Source organism: Alsobacter sp. P4_H11 (assembly GCF_056400925.1).
In genome coordinates, this window is sequence record NZ_JBFUKI010000014.1 from 84,442 (window position 1) to 111,109 (window position 26,668).

The 26,668-nt window shown below is 67.9% G+C and carries 22 protein-coding genes; 8 read left to right on the plus strand and 14 right to left on the minus strand.

Annotated features, from left to right (window positions below; genetic code table 11):
- Positions 1–11: 11 nt before the first annotated feature.
- A complete protein-coding gene (locus AC1DSZ_RS21550; protein WP_476840383.1) occupies positions 12–2,522 on the plus strand; it encodes a methyl-accepting chemotaxis protein in 2,511 nt (836 codons plus the stop codon).
- Between the two features lie 48 nt (positions 2,523–2,570).
- Here the strand turns inward: AC1DSZ_RS21550 and AC1DSZ_RS21555 are convergent, their stop codons facing one another.
- Positions 2,571–3,089, minus strand: coding sequence for a carboxypeptidase regulatory-like domain-containing protein (locus tag AC1DSZ_RS21555; protein WP_476840384.1), 519 nt, complete (start codon positions 3,087–3,089; stop codon positions 2,571–2,573).
- Positions 3,090–3,248: 159 nt separating this feature from the next.
- Between AC1DSZ_RS21555 and AC1DSZ_RS21560 the strand changes: the two genes are divergently transcribed.
- A complete protein-coding gene (locus AC1DSZ_RS21560) occupies positions 3,249–3,632 on the plus strand; it encodes a hypothetical protein (RefSeq protein WP_476840385.1) in 384 nt (127 codons plus the stop codon).
- Here AC1DSZ_RS21560 and argJ read toward each other — a convergent pair.
- Both argJ and AC1DSZ_RS21570 read right to left on the minus strand, forming a co-directional pair.
- Positions 3,620–4,861, minus strand: a complete 1,242-nt coding sequence (argJ, locus tag AC1DSZ_RS21565; protein WP_476840386.1) for a bifunctional glutamate N-acetyltransferase/amino-acid acetyltransferase ArgJ — start codon at positions 4,859–4,861, stop codon at positions 3,620–3,622. The two genes, AC1DSZ_RS21560 and argJ, sit on opposite strands and share 13 nt — an antisense overlap.
- A gap of 119 nt (positions 4,862–4,980) precedes the next feature.
- Positions 4,981–5,883: a peptidylprolyl isomerase gene (locus AC1DSZ_RS21570; protein WP_476840387.1), complete on the minus strand. Its 903-nt coding sequence runs from the start codon at positions 5,881–5,883 to the stop codon at positions 4,981–4,983.
- Between the two features lie 328 nt (positions 5,884–6,211).
- Between AC1DSZ_RS21570 and secA the strand changes: the two genes are divergently transcribed.
- Entirely contained in the window at positions 6,212–9,019 is a 2,808-nt protein-coding gene (secA, locus tag AC1DSZ_RS21575) for a preprotein translocase subunit SecA (RefSeq protein ID WP_476840388.1), read from the plus strand.
- A 51-nt stretch (positions 9,020–9,070) separates the two neighbouring features.
- Here secA and AC1DSZ_RS21580 read toward each other — a convergent pair whose 3' ends face one another.
- From AC1DSZ_RS21580 to AC1DSZ_RS21625, 10 genes are all read right to left on the minus strand, one after another.
- Positions 9,071–11,452 (minus strand): methyl-accepting chemotaxis protein, encoded by a 2,382-nt coding sequence (locus AC1DSZ_RS21580; protein ID WP_476840389.1) that lies wholly within the window; start codon positions 11,450–11,452, stop codon positions 9,071–9,073.
- A gap of 580 nt (positions 11,453–12,032) precedes the next feature.
- Positions 12,033–12,590: an HNH endonuclease gene (locus AC1DSZ_RS21585; protein ID WP_188520281.1), complete on the minus strand. Its 558-nt coding sequence runs from the start codon at positions 12,588–12,590 to the stop codon at positions 12,033–12,035.
- Between the two features lie 141 nt (positions 12,591–12,731).
- The gene (locus tag AC1DSZ_RS21590) at positions 12,732–12,935 is read right to left on the minus strand and encodes a putative motility protein (protein WP_476840390.1); all 204 of its coding nucleotides are present in this window, start codon (positions 12,933–12,935) and stop codon (positions 12,732–12,734) included.
- 118 nt (positions 12,936–13,053) lie between these two features.
- Positions 13,054–13,935 carry a 3-hydroxybutyryl-CoA dehydrogenase gene (locus tag AC1DSZ_RS21595; protein ID WP_476840391.1) on the minus strand — a complete coding sequence of 294 codons (882 nt, stop codon included), beginning with the start codon at positions 13,933–13,935 and terminating at the stop codon, positions 13,054–13,056.
- A 159-nt stretch (positions 13,936–14,094) separates the two neighbouring features.
- Positions 14,095–15,030 carry an electron transfer flavoprotein subunit alpha/FixB family protein gene (locus AC1DSZ_RS21600; RefSeq protein ID WP_476840392.1) on the minus strand — a complete coding sequence of 312 codons (936 nt, stop codon included), beginning with the start codon at positions 15,028–15,030 and terminating at the stop codon, positions 14,095–14,097.
- Positions 15,030–15,779 carry an electron transfer flavoprotein subunit beta/FixA family protein gene (locus AC1DSZ_RS21605; RefSeq protein WP_476840393.1) on the minus strand — a complete coding sequence of 250 codons (750 nt, stop codon included), beginning with the start codon at positions 15,777–15,779 and terminating at the stop codon, positions 15,030–15,032. Before AC1DSZ_RS21605 ends, AC1DSZ_RS21600 begins: the two co-directional genes overlap by 1 nt.
- Before the next feature lie 230 nt (positions 15,780–16,009).
- Positions 16,010–16,591, minus strand: coding sequence for a cob(I)yrinic acid a,c-diamide adenosyltransferase (locus AC1DSZ_RS21610; RefSeq protein ID WP_188519793.1), 582 nt, complete (start codon positions 16,589–16,591; stop codon positions 16,010–16,012).
- 45 nt (positions 16,592–16,636) lie between these two features.
- On the minus strand, positions 16,637–17,227 hold the full coding sequence (locus tag AC1DSZ_RS21615) for an acyloxyacyl hydrolase (RefSeq protein WP_476840394.1): 591 nt from the start codon (positions 17,225–17,227) through the stop codon (positions 16,637–16,639).
- A gap of 139 nt (positions 17,228–17,366) precedes the next feature.
- Entirely contained in the window at positions 17,367–17,555 is a 189-nt protein-coding gene (locus AC1DSZ_RS21620; protein ID WP_476840395.1) for a twin transmembrane helix small protein, read from the minus strand.
- Between the two features lie 382 nt (positions 17,556–17,937).
- Entirely contained in the window at positions 17,938–20,694 is a 2,757-nt protein-coding gene (locus AC1DSZ_RS21625; protein WP_476840396.1) for a TIGR02302 family protein, read from the minus strand.
- Between the two features lie 277 nt (positions 20,695–20,971).
- On the opposite strand from AC1DSZ_RS21625, the gene AC1DSZ_RS21630 reads away from it, so the two are divergent.
- Positions 20,972–22,354 carry an amidase gene (locus tag AC1DSZ_RS21630; protein WP_476840397.1) on the plus strand — a complete coding sequence of 461 codons (1,383 nt, stop codon included), beginning with the start codon at positions 20,972–20,974 and terminating at the stop codon, positions 22,352–22,354.
- Between the two features lie 13 nt (positions 22,355–22,367).
- Here the strand turns inward: AC1DSZ_RS21630 and tlpA are convergent, their stop codons facing one another.
- The gene (gene tlpA, locus AC1DSZ_RS21635; protein ID WP_476840398.1) at positions 22,368–23,021 is read right to left on the minus strand and encodes a thiol:disulfide interchange protein TlpA; all 654 of its coding nucleotides are present in this window, start codon (positions 23,019–23,021) and stop codon (positions 22,368–22,370) included.
- Between the two features lie 30 nt (positions 23,022–23,051).
- Here tlpA and argH point away from each other — a divergent pair, with 30 nt between their 5' ends.
- From argH to AC1DSZ_RS21655, 4 genes are all read left to right on the plus strand, one after another.
- On the plus strand, positions 23,052–24,467 hold the full coding sequence (gene argH / locus AC1DSZ_RS21640; RefSeq protein WP_476840399.1) for an argininosuccinate lyase: 1,416 nt from the start codon (positions 23,052–23,054) through the stop codon (positions 24,465–24,467).
- 82 nt (positions 24,468–24,549) lie between these two features.
- Positions 24,550–24,831 carry an LPS translocon maturation chaperone LptM gene (gene lptM, locus AC1DSZ_RS21645; RefSeq protein ID WP_476840400.1) on the plus strand — a complete coding sequence of 94 codons (282 nt, stop codon included), beginning with the start codon at positions 24,550–24,552 and terminating at the stop codon, positions 24,829–24,831.
- 44 nt (positions 24,832–24,875) lie between these two features.
- A complete protein-coding gene (gene lysA / locus AC1DSZ_RS21650) occupies positions 24,876–26,144 on the plus strand; it encodes a diaminopimelate decarboxylase (RefSeq protein WP_476840401.1) in 1,269 nt (422 codons plus the stop codon).
- A 119-nt stretch (positions 26,145–26,263) separates the two neighbouring features.
- Positions 26,264–26,668, plus strand: coding sequence for a (deoxy)nucleoside triphosphate pyrophosphohydrolase (locus AC1DSZ_RS21655; RefSeq protein ID WP_476840402.1), 405 nt, complete (start codon positions 26,264–26,266; stop codon positions 26,666–26,668).

A 26,668-nucleotide genomic window follows, 5' to 3' on the forward strand; every position in this document is an offset into this window, starting at 1 on the left:
GGATCGGCTCAATGAACCCGCTCGCGCTCCTGCGCCGGACCAAGATTTCGGTCGGCAACAAGATCATTCTGATCATCATGATCTTGGCGGCGCCGTTCGCGCTCATGACGAAGCTCTATCTCAACCAGATCGGCAAAGACATAGCCTTTGCACAGCTGGAGCTAGACGGATCGCGTTACATCGAGACGCTTTGGCCCATCCTCGTCGACGCCGAGAGCGACCAGGCCTCCCGCAGCGCGGAGCTGCGGCGCCGGTCGGCGTCGGCCGACGAGGCGTTCAAGAGCAAGGAAGCCGTGGACGCCTTCGCGGCGGCGGCCGGGAAAGCCGGCCAGTCCGCCATCGACCTCGCCGAAGCCGGCCGCACCGCCATTTCCAAGGTGGCCGACGGCTCCAACCTGACGCTCGATCCCGATCTCGACTCCTATTACCTGATGGACGCCAGCACGGTGCGGCTGCCCGAGCTGGCGACCTCCATCTTCGTTCTCAAGGACGCACTGAAGCCCTACGGCGCCGCCGGGGCCAAGCCGAACGGCAAGGCGCTGCGCGCCCTCGTGGCCGCCGCCACGCGTTACCAGGCGGCCCGCGCGGCCGCCGTTTCGTCCCTGTCGGCCGCCCAGGACGGCAATCCGGACGGCGCCGTCCGCACAGCGTTGAAATCCTCCACCGCCACCTTCGAGCAGGCGGCCGCGGATGCCGACGGATTGATCGACACGACGTTGCTGAAGGCCGAATCGGCCGAGCGTGCGCCCGCCGCCGATCTCGAGCGGGCGCTGACGTCCGTGACCAACGCCACGCGGGGCTTGTGGACGCGGTCTGAGTCCGAACTCGTGCGCCTCCTGCAGGCCCGCATCGACGGCTTTGCGGCGGACCGCTGGCAGAAAATGGCGATCGTCGGCGCCGCGCTGGCGCTCGCCGCCTTGGTGCTCGTGCTGGTGATCGGCTCGATCCGCAAACCGCTCACGGGCGTGCTCGGCGCCATCGGCCGCTTCCAGGCCGGCGACTTCCTGTCCGCCGTTCCGCATGCCGACCTGAACAACGAATTCGGCGAAATCGCCCGTGCGCTGCGCAAGCTGCAGGGCATGAGCGGCGAGCAGGCGCTGACCACGGCGGGCATCAACGGCTCCGGCATGATGCTGATGATCACGGATTCCGAGGACCGGATCATGTTCCTCAGCAACGGCCTGACGCAGCTGTTCATGGAGCTGGAGCCCTATTTCCGCGCCGCCAAGGAAAACTTCTCGGTGAACGCCATGTATGGCGAGCACATCGACTATTACGGCGCGAACGCTAACCTGAAGCGCGAGCTCATCTCGGATGACGGCCGCCGGCGGCGCGTGCGCTACGAGGTCGGCGGCCACGTGATCGACGTCGACATGAGCAACGTGCAGGACGCCAGCGGCCGCCGCGTCGGCAGCGTGCTCGCCTGGACGGACATCACCTCCGAGCTCGCCGCCGAACGCGAGATCGCCGAGATCGTCGGGTCGGCCGGCCACGGCGACTTCTCGCGCCGCGTCGCCCTGGAAGGTAAGAAGAGCACGGCGCGCGAAATCGCGCTGGGTCTGAACGCCTTCGCGGACCTGGTCGAGAACGCCACCACGGACTTCGCGGCGTCGCTTACGGCCCTGGCGGCCGGCGACCTCACGCGCCCTGTCGCCAACCAGTATGACGGCGTGTTCGGGCGCCTGCAGGAATCCATCAACCACACGATCGAGCGCCTGGCCGAAACGCTGGGCACCATTCAGCGCACTGCCGCCGAGGTCGCCACCGCGGCGACCGAGATCCAGATGGGCTCCACCGATCTCGCCCAGCGCACCGAGGACCAGGCCGCCAGCCTGGAGGAAAACGCCGCCACGACGGAGCAGTTGGCTGCCTCCGTCAAGGCGAGCGCCCAGTCCGCCCGGCTGGCCGCCACCATGGCCGAGAAGGCCAAGCAGAGCGCGTCCGATGGCGGCGCCATCGTGGTTCAGGCCGTTTCGGCCATCTCGCGGATCGAGGAATCCTCGCGCCGCATCGCCGACATCACGTCGGTGATCGACGACATCGCGTTCCAGACCAACCTGCTGGCGCTGAACGCCGCCGTGGAAGCCGCCCGCGCAGGCGAGGCCGGCAAGGGCTTTGCGGTGGTGGCCTCCGAGGTCCGCACCCTGGCGCAGCGCTCGTCCGAGGCCGCCAAGGACATCACCGGGCTGATTACGTCATCCACCAACGAGGTGGTGACCGGCGTGAAGCTGGTGAAGTCCGCCGGCGACGCGCTGGAGCAGATCGTCATGGCGTCGCGCGAGGTCGCCGACACCATCGCGGAGATTTCGTCCTCGACGGCCGAACAGGCCACCGGCATCGACGAAATCGCCTCCGCGATCTCGACGCTCGACTCCGCCACCCAGCAGAACGCCGCTCTCGCGGAAGAAAGCGCCGCCTCGGCGGCCTCCCTGACGACGCAGATCCAGGACCTGGAACACCTCGTCTCGGGCTTCCGCATCGAAGCCGAGCGTCCTGCCGCCGGCCGCCGCCGCGCGGCCTGAGCGCCGCAGAGCAACGCCGATCACGCAACTCCCGCGAGACTCCCGAGGCTACTTGCCCGACAAGATCACCTCGGCGGTCTCGTCGCCCTTCACGGTGACCTCGTCGAAGATGGCTCCGCCGTGCGGCAGGTACTCGTCCTTGGGCAGCCAGGTCAGCGTGGTGGACACGAAGTAGCGCCCGGGCTTTACGTCCTCGAAGCGAAACGAGCCGTCCTTGTGCGCCTTCAGCTTGCGCATCGATTCGCTGTAGCGCGGGTCCGCCGGCTCGATGCCGTTGCCGAAAACGGCGCTGTTGTAGCGACCGTCCGAGAACAGCTTCCTGAACCGCTCCTCCGCGTAGGGCGTGGCCGGGATCAGGTACACCCACTCGCCGCCCGCCGTTGCGAAGTTGCCTGAAGGTTTGCGCAGAAACGCGCTGCCCTTGACGGTGGCCTCGCCCGGCTCGAGTTGTGCCTTGGCGCGAGCCGCCATGGCGTCGTCGAAGGACGACTCGATCTTCTGATGCTGCACGCAGGCCGAAAGCGCCAAAGAAAATGAGAACAGATACGCAAAAGAAAAATTTTGCATTGCAGCAATTCCACGGCGCGCTACACGATCGAGCCACAGTTTTCTAACCAGCGCAATGCAAGTATTGCGATGTTGGCTTGCATGAATAAACAACCAGAGGTTAGTAGCCCGTCGAAATCACGCATTTGATTATGCCCAGAATGTTTCAGGGAGCAAAACATGTCGATCTACCGAGCATTGGCCGTTGCCGCGTTGACGTTCATGGCGAGCCAATCTCCGGCTAGCGCCCGCACCTGCGTTGCGGATGCCAAGCGTCTCATGGGCCAAACAACAAGCGGCTACATGCACGTTCAGAAAGACAAGCGCTGCGCCCTCAATCCTTATTCCGGGACGTCCGGCATCGCGGGCGCGTCAATCGACGTGAAACCGAGCCATGGCAAGGCTTGGGTCGGACCGACGGAAAAGATCTTCTATGAACCCGCGCGCGGCTATGTCGGCAAAGATGCCTTCACTTACTCGCGCAACGGCATTGACCGTTACGGCCGAAACGGGAAGTTCACGGTCAACATGGATGTGGACGTCGTTCCGGATCAGCTTCGGTAATCCCCGTTGATCTCCACGTATTCCTTCGTGAGATCACACGTCCACACGGTCGCCTTGCCGGAGCCCATGCCAAGATCGACGCGGATGTCGATATCCTGGCCCTTCATGTAGTCGGAGACGGTCTTCTCGTCATAAGCGCCGTCCCGCGCGCCGTTCACGGCGACCCGGTGCGGGCCGAACGAGATGGCCAGACGGTCACGGTCGGCGGGCTCTCCCGCCTTGCCGACCGCCATCACGACGCGGCCCCAGTTCGCGTCCTGCCCCGCGATGGCGGTTTTCACCAGCGGCGAGTCCGCGATCGACTTGGCGATGCGCTTGGCCGAGGTCGCGCTCACCGCGCCCTCCACGGTGACGCCGATGAAATGGCGCGCGCCCTCGCCGTCCTTCACCACCTGGTGGGCGAGATCGAGCAGCACGGCGTCCAGCGCCTTGCGGAAGCCCGCGAGCCGGCGGTCGGAGGCCTCCGTGATGCGCGGGCAGCCGCGCGCCTCGGCGGCGCCAGTGGCGAACAGCATCAGGGTATCGGACGTCGAGGTGTCGCTATCCACCGTGATGGCGTTGAACGAGCCCTTCACGGAGCGCGACAGCATGGCCTGCAGGGCCTCGGCGGCGATCGGCGCATCCGTGAACACGAATGACAGCATGGTCGCCATGTCGGGCGCGATCATGCCCGCGCCCTTGGCGACGCCGTTGATGGTGACTTCGACGCCCCCGATGGTCGCCTTGGCGGTGGCGCCCTTCGGGTAGGTGTCGGTGGTCATGATCGCCTTGGCGGGCTCGATCCAGGGGCCCTCGGCGGCGCGGCCGGCGCAATCCTGCAGCACGCCCTCGAACTTGGTGGCGTCCAGCGGCTCGCCGATGACGCCCGTGGAGGCCAGGAAGATCTCGCCCGGCTTGCAGCCGAGCGCCTTGGCGGCGATGTCGGCCGTGAGCTTTACGGCGGCAGAGCCGGTCTTGCCCGTGAACGCGTTGGCGTTGCCGGAATTCACCACCAGCCCTCGCGCCTTGCCGCCCGGCAGCGCCTTGCGGCACCAGTCCACCGGGGCGGAGGGGCAGCGCGAGCGCGTGAACACGCCCGCGGCCGTGGTTCCCTCGGCCAGCCGCAGCAACAGCACGTCGGTGCGGCCCTTGTAGCGGATGCCGGCCGCGGCGGTCGCGAAGCTCACGCCCGCGATGGGCGGCAGGTCCGGAAACGAGGCGGGCGCGAGCGGGGAAACGGCGGTCGCCATGGCGATCCTCGGCGGTTCGGGCGGGACGGGTCAGCAAGGGCCGGAGCGGCCAGCTTCTGTGGAAGAGGCAAGAAAAAGCCGGGGGAGAAAACCGCCCCCGGCTGTGGGTAACCTGTGGATCAGGGCTTCTTGGGCTCGGCCGCCGGGGTCGCGCCGGCCGCTGCCGCCGCGCCAGCGTCGGCCGGCTTGTCGAGCCTCTCGACCTTGCCCTTGGAGCGCAGCGCCAGCACGACGTCGGTCTGGGCCTTGCGGGTCAGATACTGGCTGATCTGCTCCTTGACCTCGTCATAGGGAGGCACCGGCTTCGTGCGCTTCTCCTCGAGCTTGATGACGTGCCAGCCGAACTGGCTCTTCACCGGCTCGGAAACCTGCCCGGGCTGCAGCTTGAAGGCCGCGTCCGCGAATTCCGGCACCATGCGGTCCTTGGAGAACCAGCCGAGATCGCCGCCCTCCTTGCCCGACCCCGGATCCTTGGAGAGCTCGGTCGCCACCTTGGCGAAGTCCTCGCCCTTCTTCACCCGCTCGGCCGCCGCTTTGGCTTCGGCTTCACCCTCCACCAGGATGTGGCGCGCATGCGCCTCCTCCTCGGGCTTCAAGTCCTTCACGGTGTCGGCGTAAAGCGCCTTCATCTTCTCGTCCGTGACGGCCTTCTTGGCCTCCTGGCTGAGATATTCATCCAGCATCAGCTTGTCGCGCTGGTAGGCGGCGCGGGCTGCGAAATCCGGGCTGGCGTCCACCTTGGCGGTGGCGGCCGCGCGTGCGCCGAGCTTCAGGTCGGCCAGATAGCCCACCAGGTAGTCGCGTTTCGCCGGCTCCGGCATCTGCGGCATGTTGGCCCCAAGATCGTCGGCCGCGAGGTCGAGGTCCTTTTCGGTGATCTTCATGCCGTCGACGGTGGCGACGACCTTGTCGCCGGCGCCGGCCGTCTGGGCCGAGGCCGCGCCGAGGGAGAGGCCGAGCGCCAGGGCGGCGGCCGCCAGAATGGCGGCGGGACGGAGGTGGGACGCGTGAGCGATGGTCATTCTCGAGATCCGTGTCGGCGCCCGGAAGCGCAAGGGCAAAGCGCGGTGTTGCGCGAACAAGTGGAGCAACGCGCATCCGCGCGCAAGACGTCTTTGGCGCGCAGTGCGGCCCGCCCTTTGAAAAAGCCGATCGTGACACCATCTTGACGAGGGCGCGGCCCCGTTTGGGCGGAACGCCCCCCGTGGGCAGGGTCGCGGTTCCTCACGCGCAAGGCCCACAACAGCCGTGCGTCCCGACGCGGATGGCGCTATAAGCCCCTCCGACAAAACCTCTACGGCGCCTGGCCTCGGCCTGCTGCGCCGCCTTTCGACGTGAGAAGGGTTCTCGATGTTCGGCGCACTTGCCAAGAAGGTGTTCGGTTCGGCCAACGATCGCCGGCTCAAGACGTACAAGCCCAAGATCGCGGCCATCAACGCCCTGGAGCCGGAAGTCTCGGCCCTTACGGACGATCAGCTGCGCGCCCGCACCGACCAGTTCCGCCAGGAGCTCGCAGCCGGCAAGACGCTCGACGACATCCTGCCGGCCGCCTTCGCGACCGTGCGCGAGGCCGCCAAACGCGTGCTCGGCCAACGCCATTTCGACGTGCAGCTCATCGGCGGCATGGTGCTGCATGAAGGCTCCATCGCCGAAATGAAGACCGGCGAAGGCAAGACGCTCGTCGCCACCCTGCCGACCTACCTGAACGCGCTCGCCGGCAAGGGCGTCCACGTCGTGACGGTGAACGACTACCTCGCCCGCCGCGACGCCGAGTGGATGGGCCAGGTCTACCGCTTCCTCGGCCTCTCGGTCGGCATCATCGTGCACGGCCTCGACGACGTGCAGCGCGCCGAGGCCTATGCGTGCGACATCACCTACGGCACCAACAACGAGTACGGCTTCGATTACCTGCGCGACAACATGAAGTACGAGCTCGGCCAGATGGTCCAGCGCGGACACAACTTCGCGATCGTGGACGAGGTCGACTCCATCCTGGTCGACGAAGCGCGCACCCCGCTCATCATTTCGGGGCCGCTGGACGACCGGTCCGACCTCTACAACTCCATCGACCTGCTGCTGCCCAAGCTCGCCAAGGGAGACTACGAGGTCGACGAGAAGCAGCGCGCCGTGTCGCTCACCGAGCAGGGCAACGAGCACATCGAGGAGCTTCTCGCCGAGGCCGGCCTCCTGAAGGAAGGCTCGCTCTATGACGGCGTGAACGCCACGCTGGTGCACCACGTCAACCAGGCGCTGCGCGCCCACACGCTGTTCCAGCGCGACAAGGACTACATCGTCCGCAACGACGAAGTGGTGATCATCGACGAGTTCACCGGCCGCATGATGCCGGGCCGCCGCTATTCGGAAGGCCTGCATCAGGCGCTGGAGGCCAAGGAACACGTCCAGGTTCAGCCCGAGAACCAGACGCTCGCGTCCATCACGTTCCAGAACTACTTCCGGCTCTACGGCAAGCTCGCCGGCATGACCGGCACGGCCGCCACCGAGGCGGACGAGTTCCTCGACATCTATAAGCTCGAGGTGGTCGAGATCCCGACCAATATCGGCGTCACCCGCATCGACGAGGACGACGAGGTCTACCGGACTCAGGCCGAGAAGCTGAAGGGCATCGTGCGTGAGATCGAGGAGGCGGCCGAGAAGAGCCAGCCCATCCTGGTCGGCACCACCTCGATCGAGAAGTCCGAGCAGCTCGCCGACTTCATGGTCGAGCAGGGCTACACGTTGATCGACTTCACCAGCCCGAAGGCGCTTGAGCCGCTCTACCAGGCCGCCAAGACGGGCGTGCCTTCCAAGACCTTCGCGGTGCTGAACGCCCGCTTCCACGAGCAAGAAGCCTTCATCGTCGCGCAGGCGGGCGTGCCCGGCGCGGTGACGATCGCGACCAACATGGCCGGCCGCGGCACCGACATCCAGCTCGGCGGCAACGTCGACATGCGCGTGCGCCACGAACTCGCCGATCTTCCCGAAGGCCCGGAGCGCGACGCCCAGATCGCCGCCATCAAGGCCGAGGTGGCCGAGCTGAAGCAGAAGGCGCTGGCCGCCGGCGGCCTCTACGTGGTCGGCACCGAGCGCCACGAGAGCCGGCGCATCGACAACCAGTTGCGCGGCCGCTCCGGCCGCCAGGGCGACCCAGGCCGCTCCAAGTTCTACCTGTCCCTGCAGGACGACCTGATGCGCATCTTCGGGTCCGAGCGCATGGACGGCATGCTGCAGAAGCTCGGCCTCAAGGAGGATGAGGCGATCATCCATCCCTGGATCAACCGGGCGATCGAGAAGGCGCAGCAGAAGGTCGAAGCCCGCAACTTCGACATGCGCAAGAACATCCTGAAATACGACGACGTCATGAACGACCAGCGCAAGGTGGTGTTCGAGCAGCGTCGCGATTTCATGGGCGAGGAGAGCGTGCGCGCCACCATCGACGACATGCGCCACGGCGTGGTCGACGATCTGGTCGCCAAGCACATCCCCGAGGGCGCCTATCCGGAGCAGTGGGACATCGCGGGCCTGGACGAGGAGGTGCTGCGCCTCCTCAACCTCGAGCTGCCGGTGGCCGAATGGGCCAAGGAAGAGGGCATCGCGGACGACGAAATCCGCGAGCGCATCAAGGCGGCGGCCGACGAGGCCTATGCGGAGCGCATCGAGAAGAACACGCCGGACGTGATGACCTATGTGGAGAAGCAGGTGCTTCTCCAGATGCTCGATCACCTCTGGCGCGAGCACCTCGTGACGCTCGACCATCTGCGGCAGGTGGTGGGCTGGCGCTCCATGGCGCAGCGCGACCCGCTGAACGAGTACAAGCAGGAGGCTTTCGAGCTCTTCGACGGCCTCATCGGCCAGCTCCGCGAGCAGGTCACTGCGCAGCTCATGCGCGTCGAGGTGATGTTCCAGGAGCCCGAGCAGCCGCAGCTGCCGCCCATGCACGCCACCCACATCGATCCGCTCACGGGCGAGAACGAGATGGCGATGGCGGGCGATCCCACCACCCGTGCGGCCGCGCAGCTCGGCTTCTCGGCAGACGAGGTGGTGCCGGCCGCCCAGCGCGATCCCAACGATCCCTCGACCTGGGGCCGCGTCGGCCGCAACGAGCCGTGCCCCTGCGGCTCGGGCAAGAAGTTCAAGCACTGCCACGGGCAGTTCGCCTGAACGAAACGGGCCGCGGCCTTCGCGCCGCGACCCCGGTCGTTTAGCTCAGGGCTAGAACTCGTCCCATCCGCCCGCGGACGCGGCCTTGCGGGGCGCGGGTTCCGCTCGCCGGGCCGGGCCCGGGCCGGATTTCGCAAAAGCCTCGGCCGCGAGCCGGCGCAGTTTCGCGGTTTCGTTCACGGGCGCCTTGGTGGGGCCACCCGCCCGCACGGGGGCTGCCGCCCGCCGCGGTTGCTGCGCATCGTTCCGCGCCGCTCTGGCCCCGGCCCGGGTGTGGAACGCCGCCGCGACATCGTTCAGCAAACCGATCTGCTCGGCCAGCGACGTCGCGGACGCCGCGCTCTGTTCGGCCAGGGCGGCGTTCTGCTGCGTCATCTGATCCATGTGCGACACCGCCTGGGTCAGCTCCTCGATGCCATTGGCCTGCTCGGTTGTGGCCGACGAGATGTCCGATACGGTGTCGCAGACCTTGCTGCTGGCCGTCACGATGCGTTCCAGCACCACGCCGGTGCTGCGCACCAGCTTCACTCCCTGGCCGATCTCCGTGTTGGACGACGTGATCAGCCCCGATATGTCCTTGGCGGCTTCCGACGAACGCTGCGCCAGCGTGCGCACCTCGGCGGCCACCACGGCGAAGCCCTTGCCGGCTTCGCCCGCGCGGGCGGCCTCCACGGCGGCGTTCAAGGCGAGCAGGTTGGTCTGGAACGCAATCTCGTCGATGACCCCCGTGATGTCGGAGATCTTCTTGCTAGCGTCTTCGATGCGCGCCATGGCTTCCACCGCCGCGGTCACCACTGTCCCGCCTTCCGAGGCCGCTCCCATCGCCTCGCGGGCGAGGTCCACGGCCTGCCGCGACGACAGCGCCGCCGCCTTTACGGAAGCGGCGAGCTGCTCGGCCGTGGCCGCCGTCTCCTCCAGCGAGGAGGCCTGCTGTTCGGTTCGGTTGGAAAGGTCGGTCGCGCCCGTCCGGATCTCGGCTGCGGCGGCCTCGACGTCCACGACCGACCCCTGGATGGCCGACACCGTGCCGGACAGCTGCTCCACGGTGGCGTTCAACGCGTCCTTGAGCTCGCCGAAGCGGCCCCTGTAGGGGGACGAGATCGTGCGGGTGAGATCGTTGCGGGCGATGTCGCCCAGCGCGTCGGCGAACTCCGCCGTGGCGGCGTCCACCACGCGGTTGATCTCGTTGATGCCGTCGACGAGCTTGCGCATTTCGGCGTCGTCCGTGCTGACCTGCAGGCGGGCCGAGAAGTCGCCTTCGGCGGCCCTGCGCACCACTTCGCCCACTTCGCCGACGACCTCCACCATCATGTCGGCGCGACGGGCCCGTTCGCTCGCGGCCTGGCGCTCCTCGGCTTCCATGGTGGCCACGCGGGCGGCATTGTCGCGGAACTCCTCGATTGCGCGGGCGATTTCGCCGATTTCGTCGATCTGCCCGGTGTGCGGGACCGACACGGCCCGGTCGCCCTGCCGCAGGGCGAGCAAGACTTCGACCAGTTCGGCAAGCGGTCGCAGCCCGCGTCCCGTCAGGAACATGATCAACGGCGCGAGCAAAGTCAGCGATGCGAGCGCTTCCAAGGCGAAGCGCAGCATCATCCCGTTCAATGCGGCGACCAGGGGTCCACGGTCCAGCAGCGCGACCTGGAACAGGCGGTCGCCCGCGTCGGTGGGCAGGCTGTTAACCGCGGCCTGGTAGCTGCGCCCCCCGGCGCCCAGGCGGACCAACGCGGTTTTGCCGCTCGCGGCCTCGTCCATCGCGCTCTGTGGCAAGATCGGCGTCTCGGCCTCGGTGAGCGTAGAGGCAAGCACCTTTCCACCATGAACGAACAGGATGTCGGCATCCGTCAGCCTTTTTATCTCCACGGCGGTCGGCTGGCGGAAATAGGTCCCAACCTTCAGGGTTCCGACAACCGCTCCGTCCTTTAGCAGGGGCCGGACCGCATCGACCGCAATCTGACCTGAGGTCGGCGACACCGCCAGTGCGCGCGCGGGCGCGCCGCCCAGCGCTGTCACAATCGTACGCTCCTTGCTCTTGTCGTCGCCCTTCTTCTGCGGATTGTGGCCCCGGATCAGCACGAAGCCCTTGGCGTCGGTGGCCTCGAGTGTGGACACTACGGTGTCCAGCGACGACAGCGCCTTGAACTGGCTTACAAACAGCGTCTCCCGAGCCGCGTCGGTGCCGCCGGTCGCGGCGGCCGCGAACTCGGGATTGGCGGCCAGCAGCGCCGCGTGCGTCACCATACGATCGCCGATCTTCGCCAGCACGTCAGCCGCGCCGGCGCTCGCGACCTTGGCCTTGCTGCTCAAGTCGGCCTCATTCTGGCGCGACATGTCCCAGTAGACCTGTCCCATGCCTCCAAGCGCCAAAGTCGCGCATAGCGCCATGGCCCCAAAGGCCGCCTTAACGCGCAGCGTTCCGATAGCCCAGCTCATATCGCACCCCAAATCATCAGCCGGAACACCATAGGAGGGAAAACTCTAAAAATTTGTTCAACCTCGAGTTGACGAATGGTTTTATTACGTCTTTGGCGAGCTTTGTTCTTGTCGTTCGATGACTCCGGCGCTGCCTCGGGTCCGAGCGGTAAATCCGGCGCGTAGAACTTCGAACGGCATGCAGCCCGCAAAAAGCGCACGCGGTCAGAGCCGCTGAGGCGTTATGGCCGATTTTGGAAATGTTCGAGATCGCCCAGAAGCTCTACAAGAAGTCGCGCTGATCGCGGCTTCGGGACCGCGCTTCAAACAAGCGAGGCCTCTCTCCACCGTCATTGCGAGCCGGAGGCGAAGCAATCCAGTCTAACAGCCAGGCGTTAGGCTGGATTGCGGCGCTGCCGCTCGCAATGACGGAAGGGTGGTCAATCCGCCTCCCCGTCATCCCCGGCGACCTGCGCGGCAGGTCGGGAAGGGGATTCAGGGGCAAAGGCGCTCACCCCTGGATCCCCTTCCCGGCGCTTCGCGCCGCCGGGGATGACGGAATGTGAATTGGCTACCGCGATGAGTGAACGAACCCTCGCCTCTACGGCTCCAGCTCCGAATCCCAATACAGGTAATCCATCCAGCTCTCGTGCAGGTAGTTCGGCGGGAAGAGCCGGCCATTCTGGTGCAGGTCGCTGACGGAGGGTGCGTAGGGGGCTTGGTGGGGGATCATGCCCACCTGGCGGGGCATGCGGTCGCCCTTGCGCAGGTTGCAGGGGGAGCAGGCCGCGACCACGTTCTCCCAGGTCGTCTGCCCGCCCTTGGAGCGGGGAATTACGTGGTCGAAGGTCAGGTCGTCGCGCGAGCCGCAATATTGGCAGGTGAAGCGGTCGCGCAGGAAGACGTTGAAGCGTGTAAAGGCGGGGTGCCGGGACGGCTTGACGTAGGTCTTGAGGCACACGACCGAGGGCAGTTGCATCTCGAAGGTGGGACTTCGAACCGTCTTGTCGTAATGCGAGATGATGTTCACCCGGTCCAGGAACACCGCCTTGATGGCGTCCTGCCAGCTCCACAACGATAGCGGGTAGTAGCTGAGCGGCCTGTAGTCCGCATTGAGCACCAGCGCCGGACACGCCTCCGGCGACACGGGATGATGGATGTGGGGCTGGTGAACGTGGATCGTCACCGAAAGCGCCTCCTACTCCGCAGAGCGGACCGAATCCGCTCTGCCGAATAGTCTATGCCTGTCGTGACGCTCTTGTGAAGTGCGGCGGACGTCGCGTGACGCGCGGTCGCGGGGTCAGGCCCGGACGTCGACCTTGGTTCCGGTCCCGGGAGCCGGCGCGGCCTCGACGTTTTGCGACGCGGTGTCGAGCATCGACAGCAGCGACCGCTCCGCCGTGATCTGCTGCTTCATCACCGCGATGCCGACCTGCTGCTGCAGGGCGTCCTGCTGCATGGTGACGATGCTGGACAACGGATCCACGGGGCCGATCGTGCTCATGGAGAGCAACCTTACCCGCAGACTCTTTGCGGAGCTTTAAGCTGATCGGCGAAACAGGCAGGTATCGGGGGCTCTGGCGTGCCCCTTCTCCCAGGGGAGAAGGGCGCTCACCGGATCCTCAGCGGGTCGGCATCGGCTTCTCGCCGCGGTAGTCGTAGAAGCCGCGGCGGGTCTTGCGGCCGAGCCAGCCGGCTTCGACATATTTCACCAGCAGCGGGCAGGGCCGGTACTTGGAGTCGGCCAGTCCCTCGTGCAGCACCTGCATCACGGAGAGGCACGTATCGAGGCCGATGAAGTCGGCGAGCTGCAGCGGGCCCATCGGGTGGTTGGCGCCGAGCCGCATGGCTGTGTCGATGGCGTCCACCGAGCCGACGCCCTCGTAGAGCGTGTAGATCGCCTCGTTGATCATCGGCAGCAGGATGCGATTGACGATGAAGGCCGGGAAATCCTCCGCCACCGTCACGGTCTTGCCGAGCTTGGCGATGAGGTCCTTGGCGGCCTCGAAGGTGGGGTCCTCGGTCGCGATGCCGCGGATCAGCTCCACGAGCTGCATGCGCGGGACCGGGTTCATGAAATGAATGCCGATGAAGCGCTCGGGCCGGTCCGTCACGGAGGCCAGCCGCGTGATCGAGATCGACGACGTGTTGGACGCCACCATGGCGTCCGGCTTCAGCGAGGCGCAGAGCTGGGCGAAGATCTTGCGCTTCACCTCCTCGTTCTCGGTCGCGGCCTCGATCACGAGGTCGCAGGAGCCGAGATCGTCGAAGCTGCGGGCCGGCTGCACCCGCTCCAGCGCGGTGCGGTGCTCGGCGTCGTCCATCGAGCCTTTCTGCACCAGCTTGCCGAGATTCGAGTCGATGGCCGCGATGCCGGCCGTGATCCGGTCTTCGCTGAGGTCGTTCAACATCACGTCGATGCCGGCCTGCACGCAAACCTGCGCGATGCCGTTGCCCATCTGGCCGGCGCCGATGATGCCCACCTTGCGAATTTCGATCGACATGCTTGCTGTGCGGCCGGGGCCGTCCTCTACCGTGCGAAACCCGCCGCGCGCGGCCGGGTCCAATCTAGACCAGTGCGCGCCAGCGTGGAGGCGGACAATGGTCTATGACGCCCGCGCGCCGCAAGCCAAAAGCCGGCGGCGCGCGAGCGTGCGGGGTCCTTACTTGGACAATTCGTCCTTCAGCGCCGGCAGCAGCTGGAAGAGGTCGCCCACGAGGCCATAGTCGGCCACCTGGAAGATCGGGGCCTCCTCGTCCTTGTTGATGGCGACGATGACCTTGGAGTCCTTCATGCCGGCGAGATGCTGGATCGCGCCCGAGATGCCGACCGCGATGTAGAGGTCCGGCGCCACCACCTTGCCGGTCTGGCCGACCTGCCAGTCGTTGGGGGCGTAGCCGGCGTCCACCGCCGCGCGCGAGGCGCCCATGGCGGCCCCGAGCTTGTCGGCGATCGGCTCGATATAGGTCTTGAAGTTCTCGGCGTTCTGCATGGCGCGGCCGCCCGAGATGATGATCTTGGCGGAGGTCAGCTCCGGCCGGTCCGACTTCGACAGGCTCTCGCCCTTGTGGGTCGAAAGCGCCGGATCAGCGGCGGCCGCCACGCTCTCGACCGAAGCCGAGCCGCTCGCGCCCGTCGCCTGGAACGAAGCGGTGCGCACCGTGATCACCTTCTTGGCGTCGGTGGCCTGCACGGTCTGCAGGGCGTTGCCTGCGTAGATTGGCCGCTCGAAGGTGTCGGCCGACACCACCTTGATGACGTCCGACACCTGCATGACGTCCAGCAACGCGGCGACGCGCGGCAGCACGTTCTTGGACGTGGAGGTCGAGGAGCCCACGATGGCGTCATACGAGCCGGCGAGGCTTACGATCAGCGCCGCGAGCGGCTCGGCGAGGCCGTTGGCGTAGGCCGGCGCATCGGCGAGCAGCACCTTCTCGACGCCGTCGAGCTTGGCGGCCGCATCGGCGGCGGCCTGCGCGCCGGAGCCGGCGACCAGCACATGCACCGGACCGCCCAGCGCCTTGGCGGCCGTGAGCGCCTTGGCGGTAACGTCCTTCAGGGACGCGTTGTCATGGTCTGCGAGGAGCAGGGTCGGCATCAGATCACTCCCGCTTCGTTTCTGAGCTTGGCCACGAGGTCTTCCACCGACGTCACCTTGACGCCGGCCTTGCGGCCCGCCGGCTCGGCCGTGGTGAGAACCTTGAGGCGCGGCGCGGTATCGACGCCGAAGTCCGCGGCGGTCTTCTCGTCGATCGGCTTTTTCTTGGCCTTCATGATGTTGGGGAGCGACGCGTAGCGCGGCTCGTTGAGGCGCAGATCGGTGGTCACGATCGCGGGGAGCTTCAGCTCCACGGTCTGCAGCCCGCCGTCGATCTCGCGGGTCACCTCGATGGCGTCGCCGCCCACCGAAACCTTGCTCGCGAAGGTGCCCTGCGCCCAGCCCAGGAGGGCGGCGAGCATCTGGCCGGTCTGGTTGCAGTCGTCGTCGATGGCCTGCTTGCCGAGGATCACGAGGCCGGGCTGCTCGGCTTCCACCACGCCCTTCAGGATCTTGGCCACCGCCAGCGGCTCCACGATCCCGTCCACCTTCACCAGGATGCCGCGATCGGCTCCCATCGCGAGGCCGGTGCGGATGGTCTCGGACGCCTGCGCGGGCCCGATCGACACCACCACGACCTCGGTCGCCTTGCCGGCTTCCTTGAGGCGCAGCGCCTCTTCGACGGCGATCTCGTCAAAGGGGTTCATCGACATCTTCACGTTGGCGAGCTCGACGCCCGACCCGTCCGCCTTGACGCGGATCTTCACGTTGTAATCGACCACCCGCTTCACGGGCACGAGGATCTTCATCGTTTCTCCTCCGGGGAGCGCCGGCCGCATCCCGCTCGTTCGAAAGCCGCGAATAGTATCACGCCGCTCCGCGCCACAAGAGATGCGCGGCAGCGACCAATCAGCCCGGCTGGCGCCGTTCCGTTGCAAGGCCGGGACCGTAAAGGCGCGCCGGAAGCCTTGTCAACGCGCCGAAACGCGGAGCGTCTCCGTCATTCGGCGAGTATCGTTCTCATGAGAATGGCGACGCTCTAGCGGTTCTTGCCCGGAATCCACAGCACGTCGCCCTCGCCCTTATCGTTGACGTAGCGGGAGGCGACGAAAAAGAAATCCGACAGCCGGTTCACGTAGCGCAGGGCCGGCGCGCCCACGGGCTCACCGGGCGTCTGCGCCAGTTGCACCATGAGCCGCTCTGCGCGCCGGCTCACCGTGCGGGCGAGATGCAGCGCCGCAGCGGCCGGAGATCCGCCGGGCAGCACGAAGGAGCGGAGCGGCGACAGCGACTCGTTCAACTGGTCGATCTCGGCCTCCAGCCGCTCCACCTGCGCGTCAACGATGCGCAACGGCTCATAGGGCAGGGGCTTGCCGCCGTCGGGCGCGCAAAGGTCGGCGCCGAGGTCGAACAGGTCGTTCTGGATGCGCGCCAGCATCTCGTCGACGAGCGGATGCGCGCCGCCGGTGTGCATGCGCGCCATGCCGACGGCCGCGTTGGTCTCGTCCACGGTGCCGTAGGCGTCCACCCTCAGGCTGAACTTCGGCACACGCTCGCCGGTGCCGAGCCCGGTCGTGCCGTCGTCGCCCGTGCGGGTGTAGATCTTGTTGAGCCGGACCATCGCGGGCCTCCCGTCAGCGCAGTGTTCGGGAAGCGTTATAGCGGCCTAGAAGCTGTAGCCCAGCCTCATGCCGACATTCGTTAGCCCGCGATTGTCGCTGCAGGCGCCCGCATTGGAGATGTGCTCCACGGTGGCCATCAGGCTGATCGCGTCCGTGAACCGGTAGCCCAGCGAGGCCGCCTCGCGGAAACCGAGATGGCAGCCCATCGCCGACCGCCCGACCGGCGTTACCGGGCCGGCCACGCCATTGTTCAGCGCGCCGCCAAGCGCGCCCTCCAGGAAGATCCGCTCGGTGAGCGAGAAGGTCCAGGCCAGCCCCACATAGGCGTGGCTCGTGTCGCCGCGCGTGTTGAAGGTCGCGCCGATATGCGGGCGCGGAACGAAGGCGGAGGCGAGCTGGTCGGTGAAGTCGAACGGCTTGGCGAACAGCGCTTCGGCGTTCACGTCCACGCTCCCGCGCTCGGGGCTCCAGGGATCATGCGCGAAAACGCCCAGGCGCAACTCGGACAGAAACGAAACTCTCTGGGTCGCCCCTGCAGGTTGCGGCTGCGCCAGATCGGCGGCCTGCGACCAAGGCGAGACGATCATCGAACCTGCGAAAAGCGCTGCGGCAAGGGTGGATCGAACGTGACGCATCTTGTCTCCCTGCCGCCAGCAGGAGCATTGCCATGGTTAACGACCGGTTAAAAACAACCGGCGCCAACGTACTCCGCTTATGGTGGAAGAGAATCGGCGCGGCAATCAATGACTTTGGCGCCACGCCTGCGGCTTATGCTCAGCCGCGCATCCAAATCACAGCCAGCACCAGCACGACCGTGAGAAATTGCAGCCCCACGCGCCAGCGCATCAGGCGTTGCGAGGTGTTCGGGCTGCCGCCCCGGAACATGTTGATGAGGCCCATCAGCAGCACGAGGACGACGCCGCCCATCGCGAACGGCACGGCGTTGTTGAGAAGGGCTGCCACGAATTGCTCCTGCGCTGGCGCCGCCGCGTTCGACGCGGCTCGCCTGTGATTTAGGCCTGACGGCCGCCCCAGCCAAGGGCGGCGTTTCGCCGCCTGCCTGCCGGACGCCGGTAGCTCAGCACGCGCCGCAATGAAATCGCTCAGCCTGAGGCTTGGCCAAGAAGTCGTTCGCTCGCTCTCGACACCCTCATCCTGAGAAGCAGGCCGTCTTCGGCCTGCGTCTCGAAGGACGAGGGATACCAGCTTGCACGACGGTTACAGCCTTCTGGATCCCCTCGTCCTTCGAGACGCAGCGCCAAGAGGCGCCGCTCCTCAGGATGAGGGCCGTTGGTGTGGGCCACCCGACGAGATCGGGCGACAAAGCTGCAGAATCCGCAGCCCCTCAATTCACCGGCAACAGCCGCTGCAGATAATCCAGCTCCTCCTGCGGCCGGTTGGGGTCGCCCAGCCGGCGGCGCAGTTCCTCGGTCACCTCGCGGGCGCGCTCTTCCAGCGTGCCGCGCTTGCCGCCCTGGCGGAACTTGGAGCGGTCTCCCGCCTCGGTGGTGGGCGTCGGCCTGCCGAGCGGATCGTCGTTGGGCTCGGAGGATTGCGCCCGCCGGTTGCCGGGCTGGCCCGGGCCGTTGGGGTCGCCGTCCGCCTGTTGGTTGCCGTCGCCCTGCTGCATCTGCTGGGCGAGGCCCTGGGCGCCGCGGCGTAGCCCTTCCAGCGCGCGGCCTTGCTGGTCCACGGCCTGGCCGTCCTCGCCTTGCCCGAGCGCGCCTTCGGCCTGCCGCATGGCGTCCTCGGCTTCCGAGAGACCCTGCTCGCCATTCATGCCGTTCTCGCGCATCTGGCGCTGCAACTCGCGTAGCCGCTCGCGCAGAGCCTGCTGGCGCTGGCCGAGCCCCTGCATGCCTTCCTGCTCGCCGCCCTCGCCCTGGCCCATCTCTTGGCCGTCGCCCTGATCTCCGGGTTCACCCTGCTGCCCTTGCTGACCCTGCTGGCCGCGCTGCCCCTTTTGGCCGCGCTGGCCCTGCTGCTGGCCCTGCTGGGGCCGCTGCTGCTGCCCGCGCTGGCCCTGCTGGCGCTGCTTCTGGCCTTCCCGGAAAGTCTTGTCGCGCAGCTCCTGCTGCTCGCGCGTCATCTTGTCGAGGTCGTCGAGCGCCTGCTCCATCTGCTGCTGGCCGCCGTCCATCTGGCGCTGGCCCGGGCGGGCGGTCTTCAGGTTGTTGAGCATGTTCTTGAGCTGCTCAAGCATGCGCTGGGCGCTCTCGGTGTCGCCCTTGCGGGCCATCTCCTCCATGCGGTCCAGCATCTTCTGCAGGTCGCGCGGCGTCACCATGCGGGTGTTCGGATCCATCCGGCTCTGCTGCTGGTTCGGATCCTGGTTCTTGAGCATCTGCTCGGCGTATTCGCGCAGGTAGCGGTCCAGCGCCTGCTTCAGCTCCTGCGTCAGGCGCTTCAGCTCCTGGTCGGTAGTCCCGCGCTCCAGCGCGTCCTTGAGGTTCTGCTGCGCCTGTTGCAGCGCCTTCTCGGCGTCGCTGAGGTCGCCATCCTCGATCTTGAGCGCCATCTCCCACAGCATGTCGGCGACGCTGACGAGATCCTGGTCGGCCCGGGCGCCGCGCAGACGCGTCGCCGCCGTGCGCAGGCCGAGATAGACCGAGGTGTCGGGCGTGAAAACCTGCGGGGAGATCATCAGCGCATACAGCGCCTCGTTGACGCGCCGGCGGCTCGCCGGGTCGAGGATGAGGTCGCGCCGCTGCTCCACCAGCGCCTTGGCGAGAGGCTTGGAGAAGGGCCGCTGCGGCAGCGTCACCTGGATGGTGGTGCTCTGCCCTTCCTGGCCAATCTCGTCGCGCGCAACGAGCGTCATTTCCACCCGCGCGCCAGCCCAGGGATGGTCCGAGAGGTCCACGGTGGTGCGGGCTTCGCCGTCGCGGTTGTCGCCGCCCGGGAGTCCGAGCGTCGCCTGCGGGGCGGGCACCAACGGCGCGCGCCGGGGCTCCACCGGCTGGCCGTTGCGGATCAGCCGTCCAAAGCGGGCCTCGGCCGAGACCACGCCGTAGTCGTCCTTGACCTCATAGGCCAGCGTCAGCCCGCCGCGTTCCGCGGGCTGCGGCTCGGCCGTGAGCTCGATTGTCGGCGCCCGGTCCGGAATGGCCGTCACGGCGATCGTCGCCAGGGTCGTGGCGCCGCGCGTCACCGTCAGGGTGCCGTCGCGCGAAACCGTCCAGCGGCTCTCGAGCGGCGGTTCGGCCGCGGCCTGCGCGGCAGGCTTGACGTCGGTCTTGGGCGCCGTGGCCGGCGCAGTCGCGGCCTTCTGGGCGGCTCCGTCAGGCGCGTCCGGCGCCTTGGGCGGCGCAATGCCACCCGCGGGCGTCAGCGTCAGCCCCTTGGCCTGTGAAGCCCGCACCACCAGAGTCGAGCCCACCGGAGCGCGCACCCGCGGAGCGGCGGCCGAGCCATCGGCGGTTTTCAGGTCCAGCAAAACGGGCGGAAACTGCGTGTAGGGCGGCGGATCAACCCAGCCGTCCAGCCGGAAAGCCAGCCCGGTGGCCGTCTGCCCGGACCAGTCGAAGGCGGCCAGCAGCCGCGCCTCGCGCTCGGGGCCCGCAAAGAAGAACGCCGCTATCAGCGCGAGCGCGCCCGCAAAGCGCAGCGCCCAGGGATCGCGCTCGGCCAGGCGCGGGGCCGGCGCGCCGACGCGGATCCGCGCGGCGGCGTCCAGCACGCGCGCCCGGTGCGCCTCCCAGAGCGCGCGGGTTCCGGCGTCATTGGTGTTGATCGCGAGTTCGTCGGTCAGAGCCGTGGCGGGCCGGTGCGCGAGATCGGAATCCCGATCGAGCCGCGATAGGCTTTCGCGCCAGCTCGGCCGCGGCGTGCGCAAGGCTCCCGCCAGCGCGCCCAGCAGCAACAACGCGGTCACGGCGACGCCGGCCATGCGCCCCCAAGCGGGAACCGCCAGCCATAAGCCGAGCCAAGACACGGTGATGAAGAGCGCCAGGATGGTGAGCGCCCCGGCCAGCCAAGGCCAGGTCCGCTCCCAGACGAGCGTCAGGGACGCCCGGCGGGCCAAACGGCCGATCCGGTCCGCCGCCGTGCGGGCCCGGTCGACATTGGAGACGGGCGCTTGGCCCGGCGCGTCTTCGCTCATCGCGGCTCCACTGGCCCCAGATCCCCAACTTAACATGCGCCCGAAAAGTCGCTACCCCCCAGGGCCGCGACCGCCGGGCGCAGGCCGCTCCGTCCGGTCACGATCTCGCGGGCCGGGGCATGGCTGTTCGCCAACGCCCCTCGCCGTCATGGCGTGCGCCAGCGACGCAATCCAGCCTAAGTGTCGACCGCCGGGCTGGATTGCTTCGCCTGCGGCTCGCAATGGCGGCGGCGATGGACCAAGCTGGGGCAAACGTCCGAACAACGGTGACCGCCTCGTGACCGCCATTCCGCTTCTGTCCGCCTGCGAACTGCTCGACCTCTACCGCGCTCGCTCGCTCAGCCCGTCCGAGGCCGTAGAAGCCGTGATCGCGCAGATCGAGCGCCGCGAGCCGGAGTTGTGTGCGCTTTACGCCTTCGATCCCGCGTCGGCCCGGCAAGCGGCGCGCGCCGCCACGGACCGTTGGATGCGCGGCGAGCCGCTCGGTCCGCTGGACGGCGTCCCGGTGACCATCAAGGAGAACATCGCCACGGCGGGCATCCCGGTTCCGCTCGGCACCGCCGCGACCGAACTCACGCCGGCCGCCGTCGACGCTCCGCCGGCCGCGCGGCTGCGCGAGGCGGGCGCGATCCTGCTCGCCAAGACCACCATGCCGGACTACGGCATGCTCTCCTCCGGGCTGTCGAGCTTTCACAAGACCGCTCGCAACCCGTGGAACACGCGCCTCAACCCCGGCGGCTCCAGCGCGGGCGCGGCGGCGGCCGGGGCGGCCGGCTACGGCCCGCTGCATCTGGGCACCGACATCGGCGGCTCGGTGCGTCTGCCGGCCGGCTGGTGCGGCCTCGTCGGCCTCAAACCCAGCGCCGGGCGCGTGCCAATCGACCCGCCTTTCCTGGGCCGCGTCGCCGGCCCGATGACCCGCACGGTTGCGGACGCCGCCCTGATGATGAGCGTTCTCAGCCGCCCCGACGGGCGCGACGGCACGAGCCTGCCCGAACAGGCGATCGACTGGACGGACAATTTCATTCCATTGAGAGGCCTTCGGATCGGCCTGATGTTCGACATCGGGGCCGGGCTGCCGCTCGACCCCGAGGTCGCGGCCGCCGTGGAGCGCGCTTCGCGCCTGTTCGAAGAAGCCGGCGCCGTCGTGCGCCCCGTTCCGGCGATCCTGTCCCGTGAGATGCTGGACGGCCTCGACGATTTCTGGCGCGTGCGCGCCTGGGACGACCTCTCGCGCTTCCCGGACGAGCGTCGCGACCGCGTGCTGCCCTATATCCGCGACTGGGCGGAAACCGGCGCTCACCGCAGCGGCCTCGACGTGATCCGCGGCTACAACCGCACCATGGAGATGCGCAAGGGCGCGGCGGCGCTGTTCGCCGATCTCGATTACGTGCTGTCGCCCACCGCTCCGGTTCCGACCTACCCGGCCGAATGGGCGTCGCCGCTGCACGACCCGTCACGCCCCTTCGAGCACATCGGCTACACGGTGGTGTGGAACATGGCCGAGAACCCGGCCCTCTCGATCAACGCCGGCTTCACGTCCTCTGGCCTGCCCATCGGCCTCCAGATCGTCGGCCGCCGCTTCGACGACCGCGGCGTGCTCGCGATGGCCAAGGCCTGGGAGGAGATGCGGGGCGGAGAAATGCAGTGGCCGGTCTAGGCAGTGGCCACGCCTACTTCCCGGCCGCCGCCTGCAGCAGCTTCACGGCGTCCTCGCTCGACCATTCGGCCGGCCCCGCCAGGCTGGCGAGCTCGCAGCCCTTGCGGTCCACGATCACGGTGGTGGGCATGCCGAAGGCCTTGCCGATGGATTTCAGCTCCTGGAAGATCTTGGCGCTCGGGTCGGCGTGGTAGGCCAGCCGCGTGATCTTGTTTTCGTCGAGCCACTGCCGGGGCTTGTCCAGGTTGCGGGTGTCGATGTTCACGGCCACCACCTGGAAGTCGTCGCCGCCGAGCTTGCCCTGCAGGGCGTCCAGCGCCGGCATTTCGTGCCGGCAGGGCGCGCACCATGTCGCCCAGAGGTTGAGCAGCACGGTCTTGCCGCGCAGGTCCGCGAGCGTCATCGGCTTGCCGGCGGCGTCGTTGAAGGCCAGCGCGGGCAGGAGCTTCGGGGCCTTGTTGACCTGCACGGCCGCAACCTCGCCGCGCGCCAGCGGCTGCATGGCCTGTGCGACGGTCGCGGCAGGCCCGCAATCGGCGTCGGCGGCGTTGCCCCAACCCCGGTTCGTCCCGTATAGCACCGCCAGCCCGAGCGCCGCCGCGGTCGCGATCGCCCCCACCGCCGAAAGGCGCCGGCGCCGCGCCGTTGAAGATGCCTGGTCCGTCATGAGCCGTCCTGCGTTGGGAACCGAGAGAGCATGAGCAACACGATGTGGGGCGGCCGCTTCAACAGCGGCCCCGACGCCATCATGGAGGAGATCAACGCCTCCATCGATTTTGACAAGGCCCTCTGGCGCCAGGACATCCGCGGGTCGAAGGCCCATGTGGCCATGCTGGCGAAGCAGGGAATCGTCACCAGCGCGGACGCAAAAGCCATCGCGGACGGTTTAACCGCCGTGCATGCCGAAATCGAGGCAGGTGACTTCACGTTCTCGCGGTCCCTCGAGGACATCCATATGAACGTGGAGTCGCGGCTGGCCGAGATCGTCGGTCCCGCGGCCGGTCGGCTGCACACGGCGCGCTCGCGCAACGACCAGGTCGCCACCGACATGCGGCTGTGGGTCCGCGATACGGTCGACCAGCTCGACGGCCAGCTGGCCGACCTGCAGGCCGCCCTGGCCGAAAAGGCGCTCGCGCATGCGGGCGCGGTGATGCCCGGCTTCACGCATCTGCAGTCGGCGCAACCCACCACGTTCGGGCACCATCTGCTGGCCTATGTGGAGATGCTGGGCCGCGACCGGGGCCGCTTCGCGGACGCGCGCCGGCGCATGAACGAGTGCCCGCTCGGGGCCGCGGCGCTGGCCGGCACCTCGTTCCCGATCGACCGGCGCATGACCGCCGAGGCGCTGGGCTTCGACCGGCCCACCGCGAACTCGCTCGACAGCGTGTCCGACCGCGACTTCGCGCTCGAGGCGCTCGCGGCCGCGTCCATCTGCGCCGTGCACCTGTCGCGGTTCGCGGAGGAAATCGTGCTCTGGACTACGCCCCAGTTCGGGCTGGTGCGGCTCTCGGACAAGTTCACGAGCGGCTCCTCGATCATGCCGCAGAAGCGCAACCCGGACGCCGCCGAGCTGGTTCGCGGCAAGACGGGCCGCGTGATCGGCGCGCTCACGGCGCTCCTGGTCGTCATCAAGGGCCTGCCGATGAGCTACGCCAAGGACATGCAGGAGGACAAGGAAGGCGCCTTCGACGCCCTGCAGACCCTGTCGCTGTGCATCGCCGCCATGGCCGGCATGGTGCGCGACATGGAGCCCGAGCTGAAGGCCATGAAAAAGGCCGCCGGCCTCGGCTACGCCACCGCGACCGACCTCGCCGACTGGCTGGTCCGCACGCTCAAGATGCCGTTCCGCCAGGCGCACCACGTCACCGGCCGCATCGTCGGGCTCGCGTCAGACAAGGGCGTCGGCCTGGAGAAGCTGTCGCTGGCCGAGATGCAGGCCGTGGAGCCCGCGATCACGCAGGACGTGTTCGCGGTGCTGGGCGTCGAGCGCTCGGTGCGCAGCCGCGTCAGCTACGGCGGCACGGCTCCGACCGAGGTGAAGAAGCAGGCCCGCCGCTGGCTGACGAAGCTCGCCAAGGACCTTGCCAAGGAAGCGGCCGCGCCGGCGCGTTGAAATCGCGCGCCACTGTCTCCCGGCTGCGCTTTCGCGCGGCCCGGCTTTCGCTATAGTGCCGCAGCTTCTCGGAGTTTCGCCCGTGCCTGTCTCGTCAGTTTCGCTCGCGTCGCGATCGCTCGCGCTGGTTCTGGGCGCCGTCCTGCTGGTTTCACTCGGCGCCTGCGGGCGCAAGGGTCCGCTGGAGCCGCCGCCGGGCGCGGTGAACGCCAAGCCGGATCCGTTGGAGCAGCCGGACGCCGATCCGAACGCTGCGCGCACCATCGCGCCCTCCATTTCGCCCGTTGCGTCGGGCAACCAGAAGGCCAAGGGCAAACCGATCACGGCTCCCAAGGAGCCGTTCATCCTGGATCCGCTGTTGTAAACCGCGTCCCCGGGCCGATCTCGGCCCGCCGCAGGGCCATTGTCATGCATCATTTCGATTACCGCGACGGCGTCATGCACGCCGAGGGCGTGGACCTCCGCCGCATCGCCGACGAGGTCGGCACGCCGTTCTATTGCTATTCCACCGCCACGCTGGAGCGGCACTATCGCGTGTTCGCCGAAGCCTTCGCGGATGCGCCCTCGCTCGTCTGCTACGCCATGAAGGCGAATTCCAACCAGGCGGTTCTGAAGACGCTGGCGCGGCTCGGCGCCGGCATGGACGTGGTGTCGGAGGGCGAGCTGCGCCGCGCCCGGGCGGCTGGCGTGCCGGGCTCGCGCATCACCTTCTCGGGCGTCGGCAAGACGCCGCGCGAGATGGCGTACGGGCTGGAGCAGGAGATCCTCTGCTTCAACGTCGAGTCCGAGCCTGAGCTCGAGGCCCTGTCGGCGGTCGCCACGCAGATGGGCAAGACCGCCCATATCGCCCTGCGCGTGAACCCGGACGTCGACGCCAAGACCCACCACAAGATCTCGACCGGCAAGTCGGGCGACAAGTTCGGCATCCCGATCTCGCGCGCCCGGGAGGTCTACGCCCGCGCCGCCAAGCTGCCCGGCTTGAAGGTGTCGGGCGTCGACATGCATATCGGCTCGCAGATCACCGACATGCAGCCCTTCGACGACGCCTTCGCGCTGCTGGCCGACTTCGTGCGCGAGCTGCGCGCCGACGGCCACGTCATCGACCATGTAGACCTCGGCGGCGGCCTTGGCATCCCATATCGCGAGAACAACGACCCCCCGCCCTTGCCGCTGGACTACGCCGCCATCGTCAAGCGCCACACGCGCGACCTCGATTGCACGCTCGTGTTCGAGCCCGGCCGGCTGATCGTCGGCAACGCCGGCATCCTGGTGACGTCGGTGATCTACGTGAAGCAGGGCGACGGAAAGTTCTTCGTGATCGCGGACGCGGCCATGAACGACCTGATCCGGCCGACGCTCTACGAGGCCCACCACGACATCAAGCCGGTGGTCCCGAACCCGGACGCCCCCCGCATCACCGCCGATCTGGTCGGGCCAGTCTGCGAAAGCGGCGACTACCTGGCGCTGGACCGCGAGATGGCCGAACCCCGCCCGGGCGACCTCCTGGCCGTCATGACGGCCGGCGCGTATGGCGCCGCCCAGGCCGGCACGTACAATTCCCGCCGCCTCATCCCCGAGGTGCTGGTCTCCGGCGCAGAATACGCGGTGGTCCGCCCGCGCCAGACCTACGAAGAACTGATCGGCCTCGACCGCCTGCCGGAGTGGCTGGCCGACTGAGGGAGCTTCCGCCTCGCTCAACTTCACCGCGCGCCGTGAGCGTGCGGCAGCGCCGGCGCCCGTTTCATCGGCGGCGAGGCTTGCTATAAGCAGCCGGCCCCTGCCGCCGGAGTGATCCCGTGAAGCTCGTTCTCGTCGCCGCATGCGCCCTCGTGGACGCCGATCGCCGTGTGCTGATCGCGCAGCGGCCGGAGGGAAAGCAGTTGGCCGGGCTCTGGGAGTTTCCAGGCGGCAAGGTGGAGGCCGGCGAGCGGCCCGAGGATGCGCTGATCCGGGAGCTGCACGAGGAACTCGGCATCACCGTCAAGGAGGCCTGCCTGGCGCCGCTCAGCTTTGCGAGCCACACCTATGAGACCTTCCAGCTGCTGATGCCGCTGTGGATCTGCAAGCGCTGGGAGGGGCTGGTGGTCCAGAAGGAGCACCAGGCTCTGAAATGGGTGCGGCCGAACAAGCTGCGCGACTATCCGATGCCGCCCGCCGACGAGCCGCTGATCCCGCCGCTGATCGACCTGCTCGGCGGCTGA

Bases quoted from the DNA above. Each gene is read 5' to 3' on its own strand.
- AC1DSZ_RS21550 (WP_476840383.1), top strand. From the start codon at position 12: ATGAACCCGCTCGCGCTCCTGCGCCGGACCAAGATTTCGGTCGGCAAC.
- AC1DSZ_RS21555 (WP_476840384.1), bottom strand. From the start codon at position 3,089: ATGCAAAATTTTTCTTTTGCGTATCTGTTCTCATTTTCTTTGGCGCTT.
- AC1DSZ_RS21560 (WP_476840385.1), top strand. From the start codon at position 3,249: ATGTCGATCTACCGAGCATTGGCCGTTGCCGCGTTGACGTTCATGGCG.
- argJ (WP_476840386.1), bottom strand. From the start codon at position 4,861: ATGGCGACCGCCGTTTCCCCGCTCGCGCCCGCCTCGTTTCCGGACCTG.
- AC1DSZ_RS21570 (WP_476840387.1), bottom strand. From the start codon at position 5,883: ATGACCATCGCTCACGCGTCCCACCTCCGTCCCGCCGCCATTCTGGCG.
- secA (WP_476840388.1), top strand. From the start codon at position 6,212: ATGTTCGGCGCACTTGCCAAGAAGGTGTTCGGTTCGGCCAACGATCGC.
- AC1DSZ_RS21580 (WP_476840389.1), bottom strand. From the start codon at position 11,452: ATGAGCTGGGCTATCGGAACGCTGCGCGTTAAGGCGGCCTTTGGGGCC.
- AC1DSZ_RS21590 (WP_476840390.1), bottom strand. From the start codon at position 12,935: ATGAGCACGATCGGCCCCGTGGATCCGTTGTCCAGCATCGTCACCATG.
- AC1DSZ_RS21595 (WP_476840391.1), bottom strand. From the start codon at position 13,935: ATGTCGATCGAAATTCGCAAGGTGGGCATCATCGGCGCCGGCCAGATG.
- AC1DSZ_RS21600 (WP_476840392.1), bottom strand. From the start codon at position 15,030: ATGCCGACCCTGCTCCTCGCAGACCATGACAACGCGTCCCTGAAGGAC.
- AC1DSZ_RS21605 (WP_476840393.1), bottom strand. From the start codon at position 15,779: ATGAAGATCCTCGTGCCCGTGAAGCGGGTGGTCGATTACAACGTGAAG.
- AC1DSZ_RS21610 (WP_188519793.1), bottom strand. From the start codon at position 16,591: ATGGTCCGGCTCAACAAGATCTACACCCGCACGGGCGACGACGGCACG.
- AC1DSZ_RS21615 (WP_476840394.1), bottom strand. From the start codon at position 17,227: ATGCGTCACGTTCGATCCACCCTTGCCGCAGCGCTTTTCGCAGGTTCG.
- AC1DSZ_RS21625 (WP_476840396.1), bottom strand. From the start codon at position 20,694: ATGAGCGAAGACGCGCCGGGCCAAGCGCCCGTCTCCAATGTCGACCGG.
- tlpA (WP_476840398.1), bottom strand. From the start codon at position 23,021: ATGACGGACCAGGCATCTTCAACGGCGCGGCGCCGGCGCCTTTCGGCG.
- argH (WP_476840399.1), top strand. From the start codon at position 23,052: ATGAGCAACACGATGTGGGGCGGCCGCTTCAACAGCGGCCCCGACGCC.
- lysA (WP_476840401.1), top strand. From the start codon at position 24,876: ATGCATCATTTCGATTACCGCGACGGCGTCATGCACGCCGAGGGCGTG.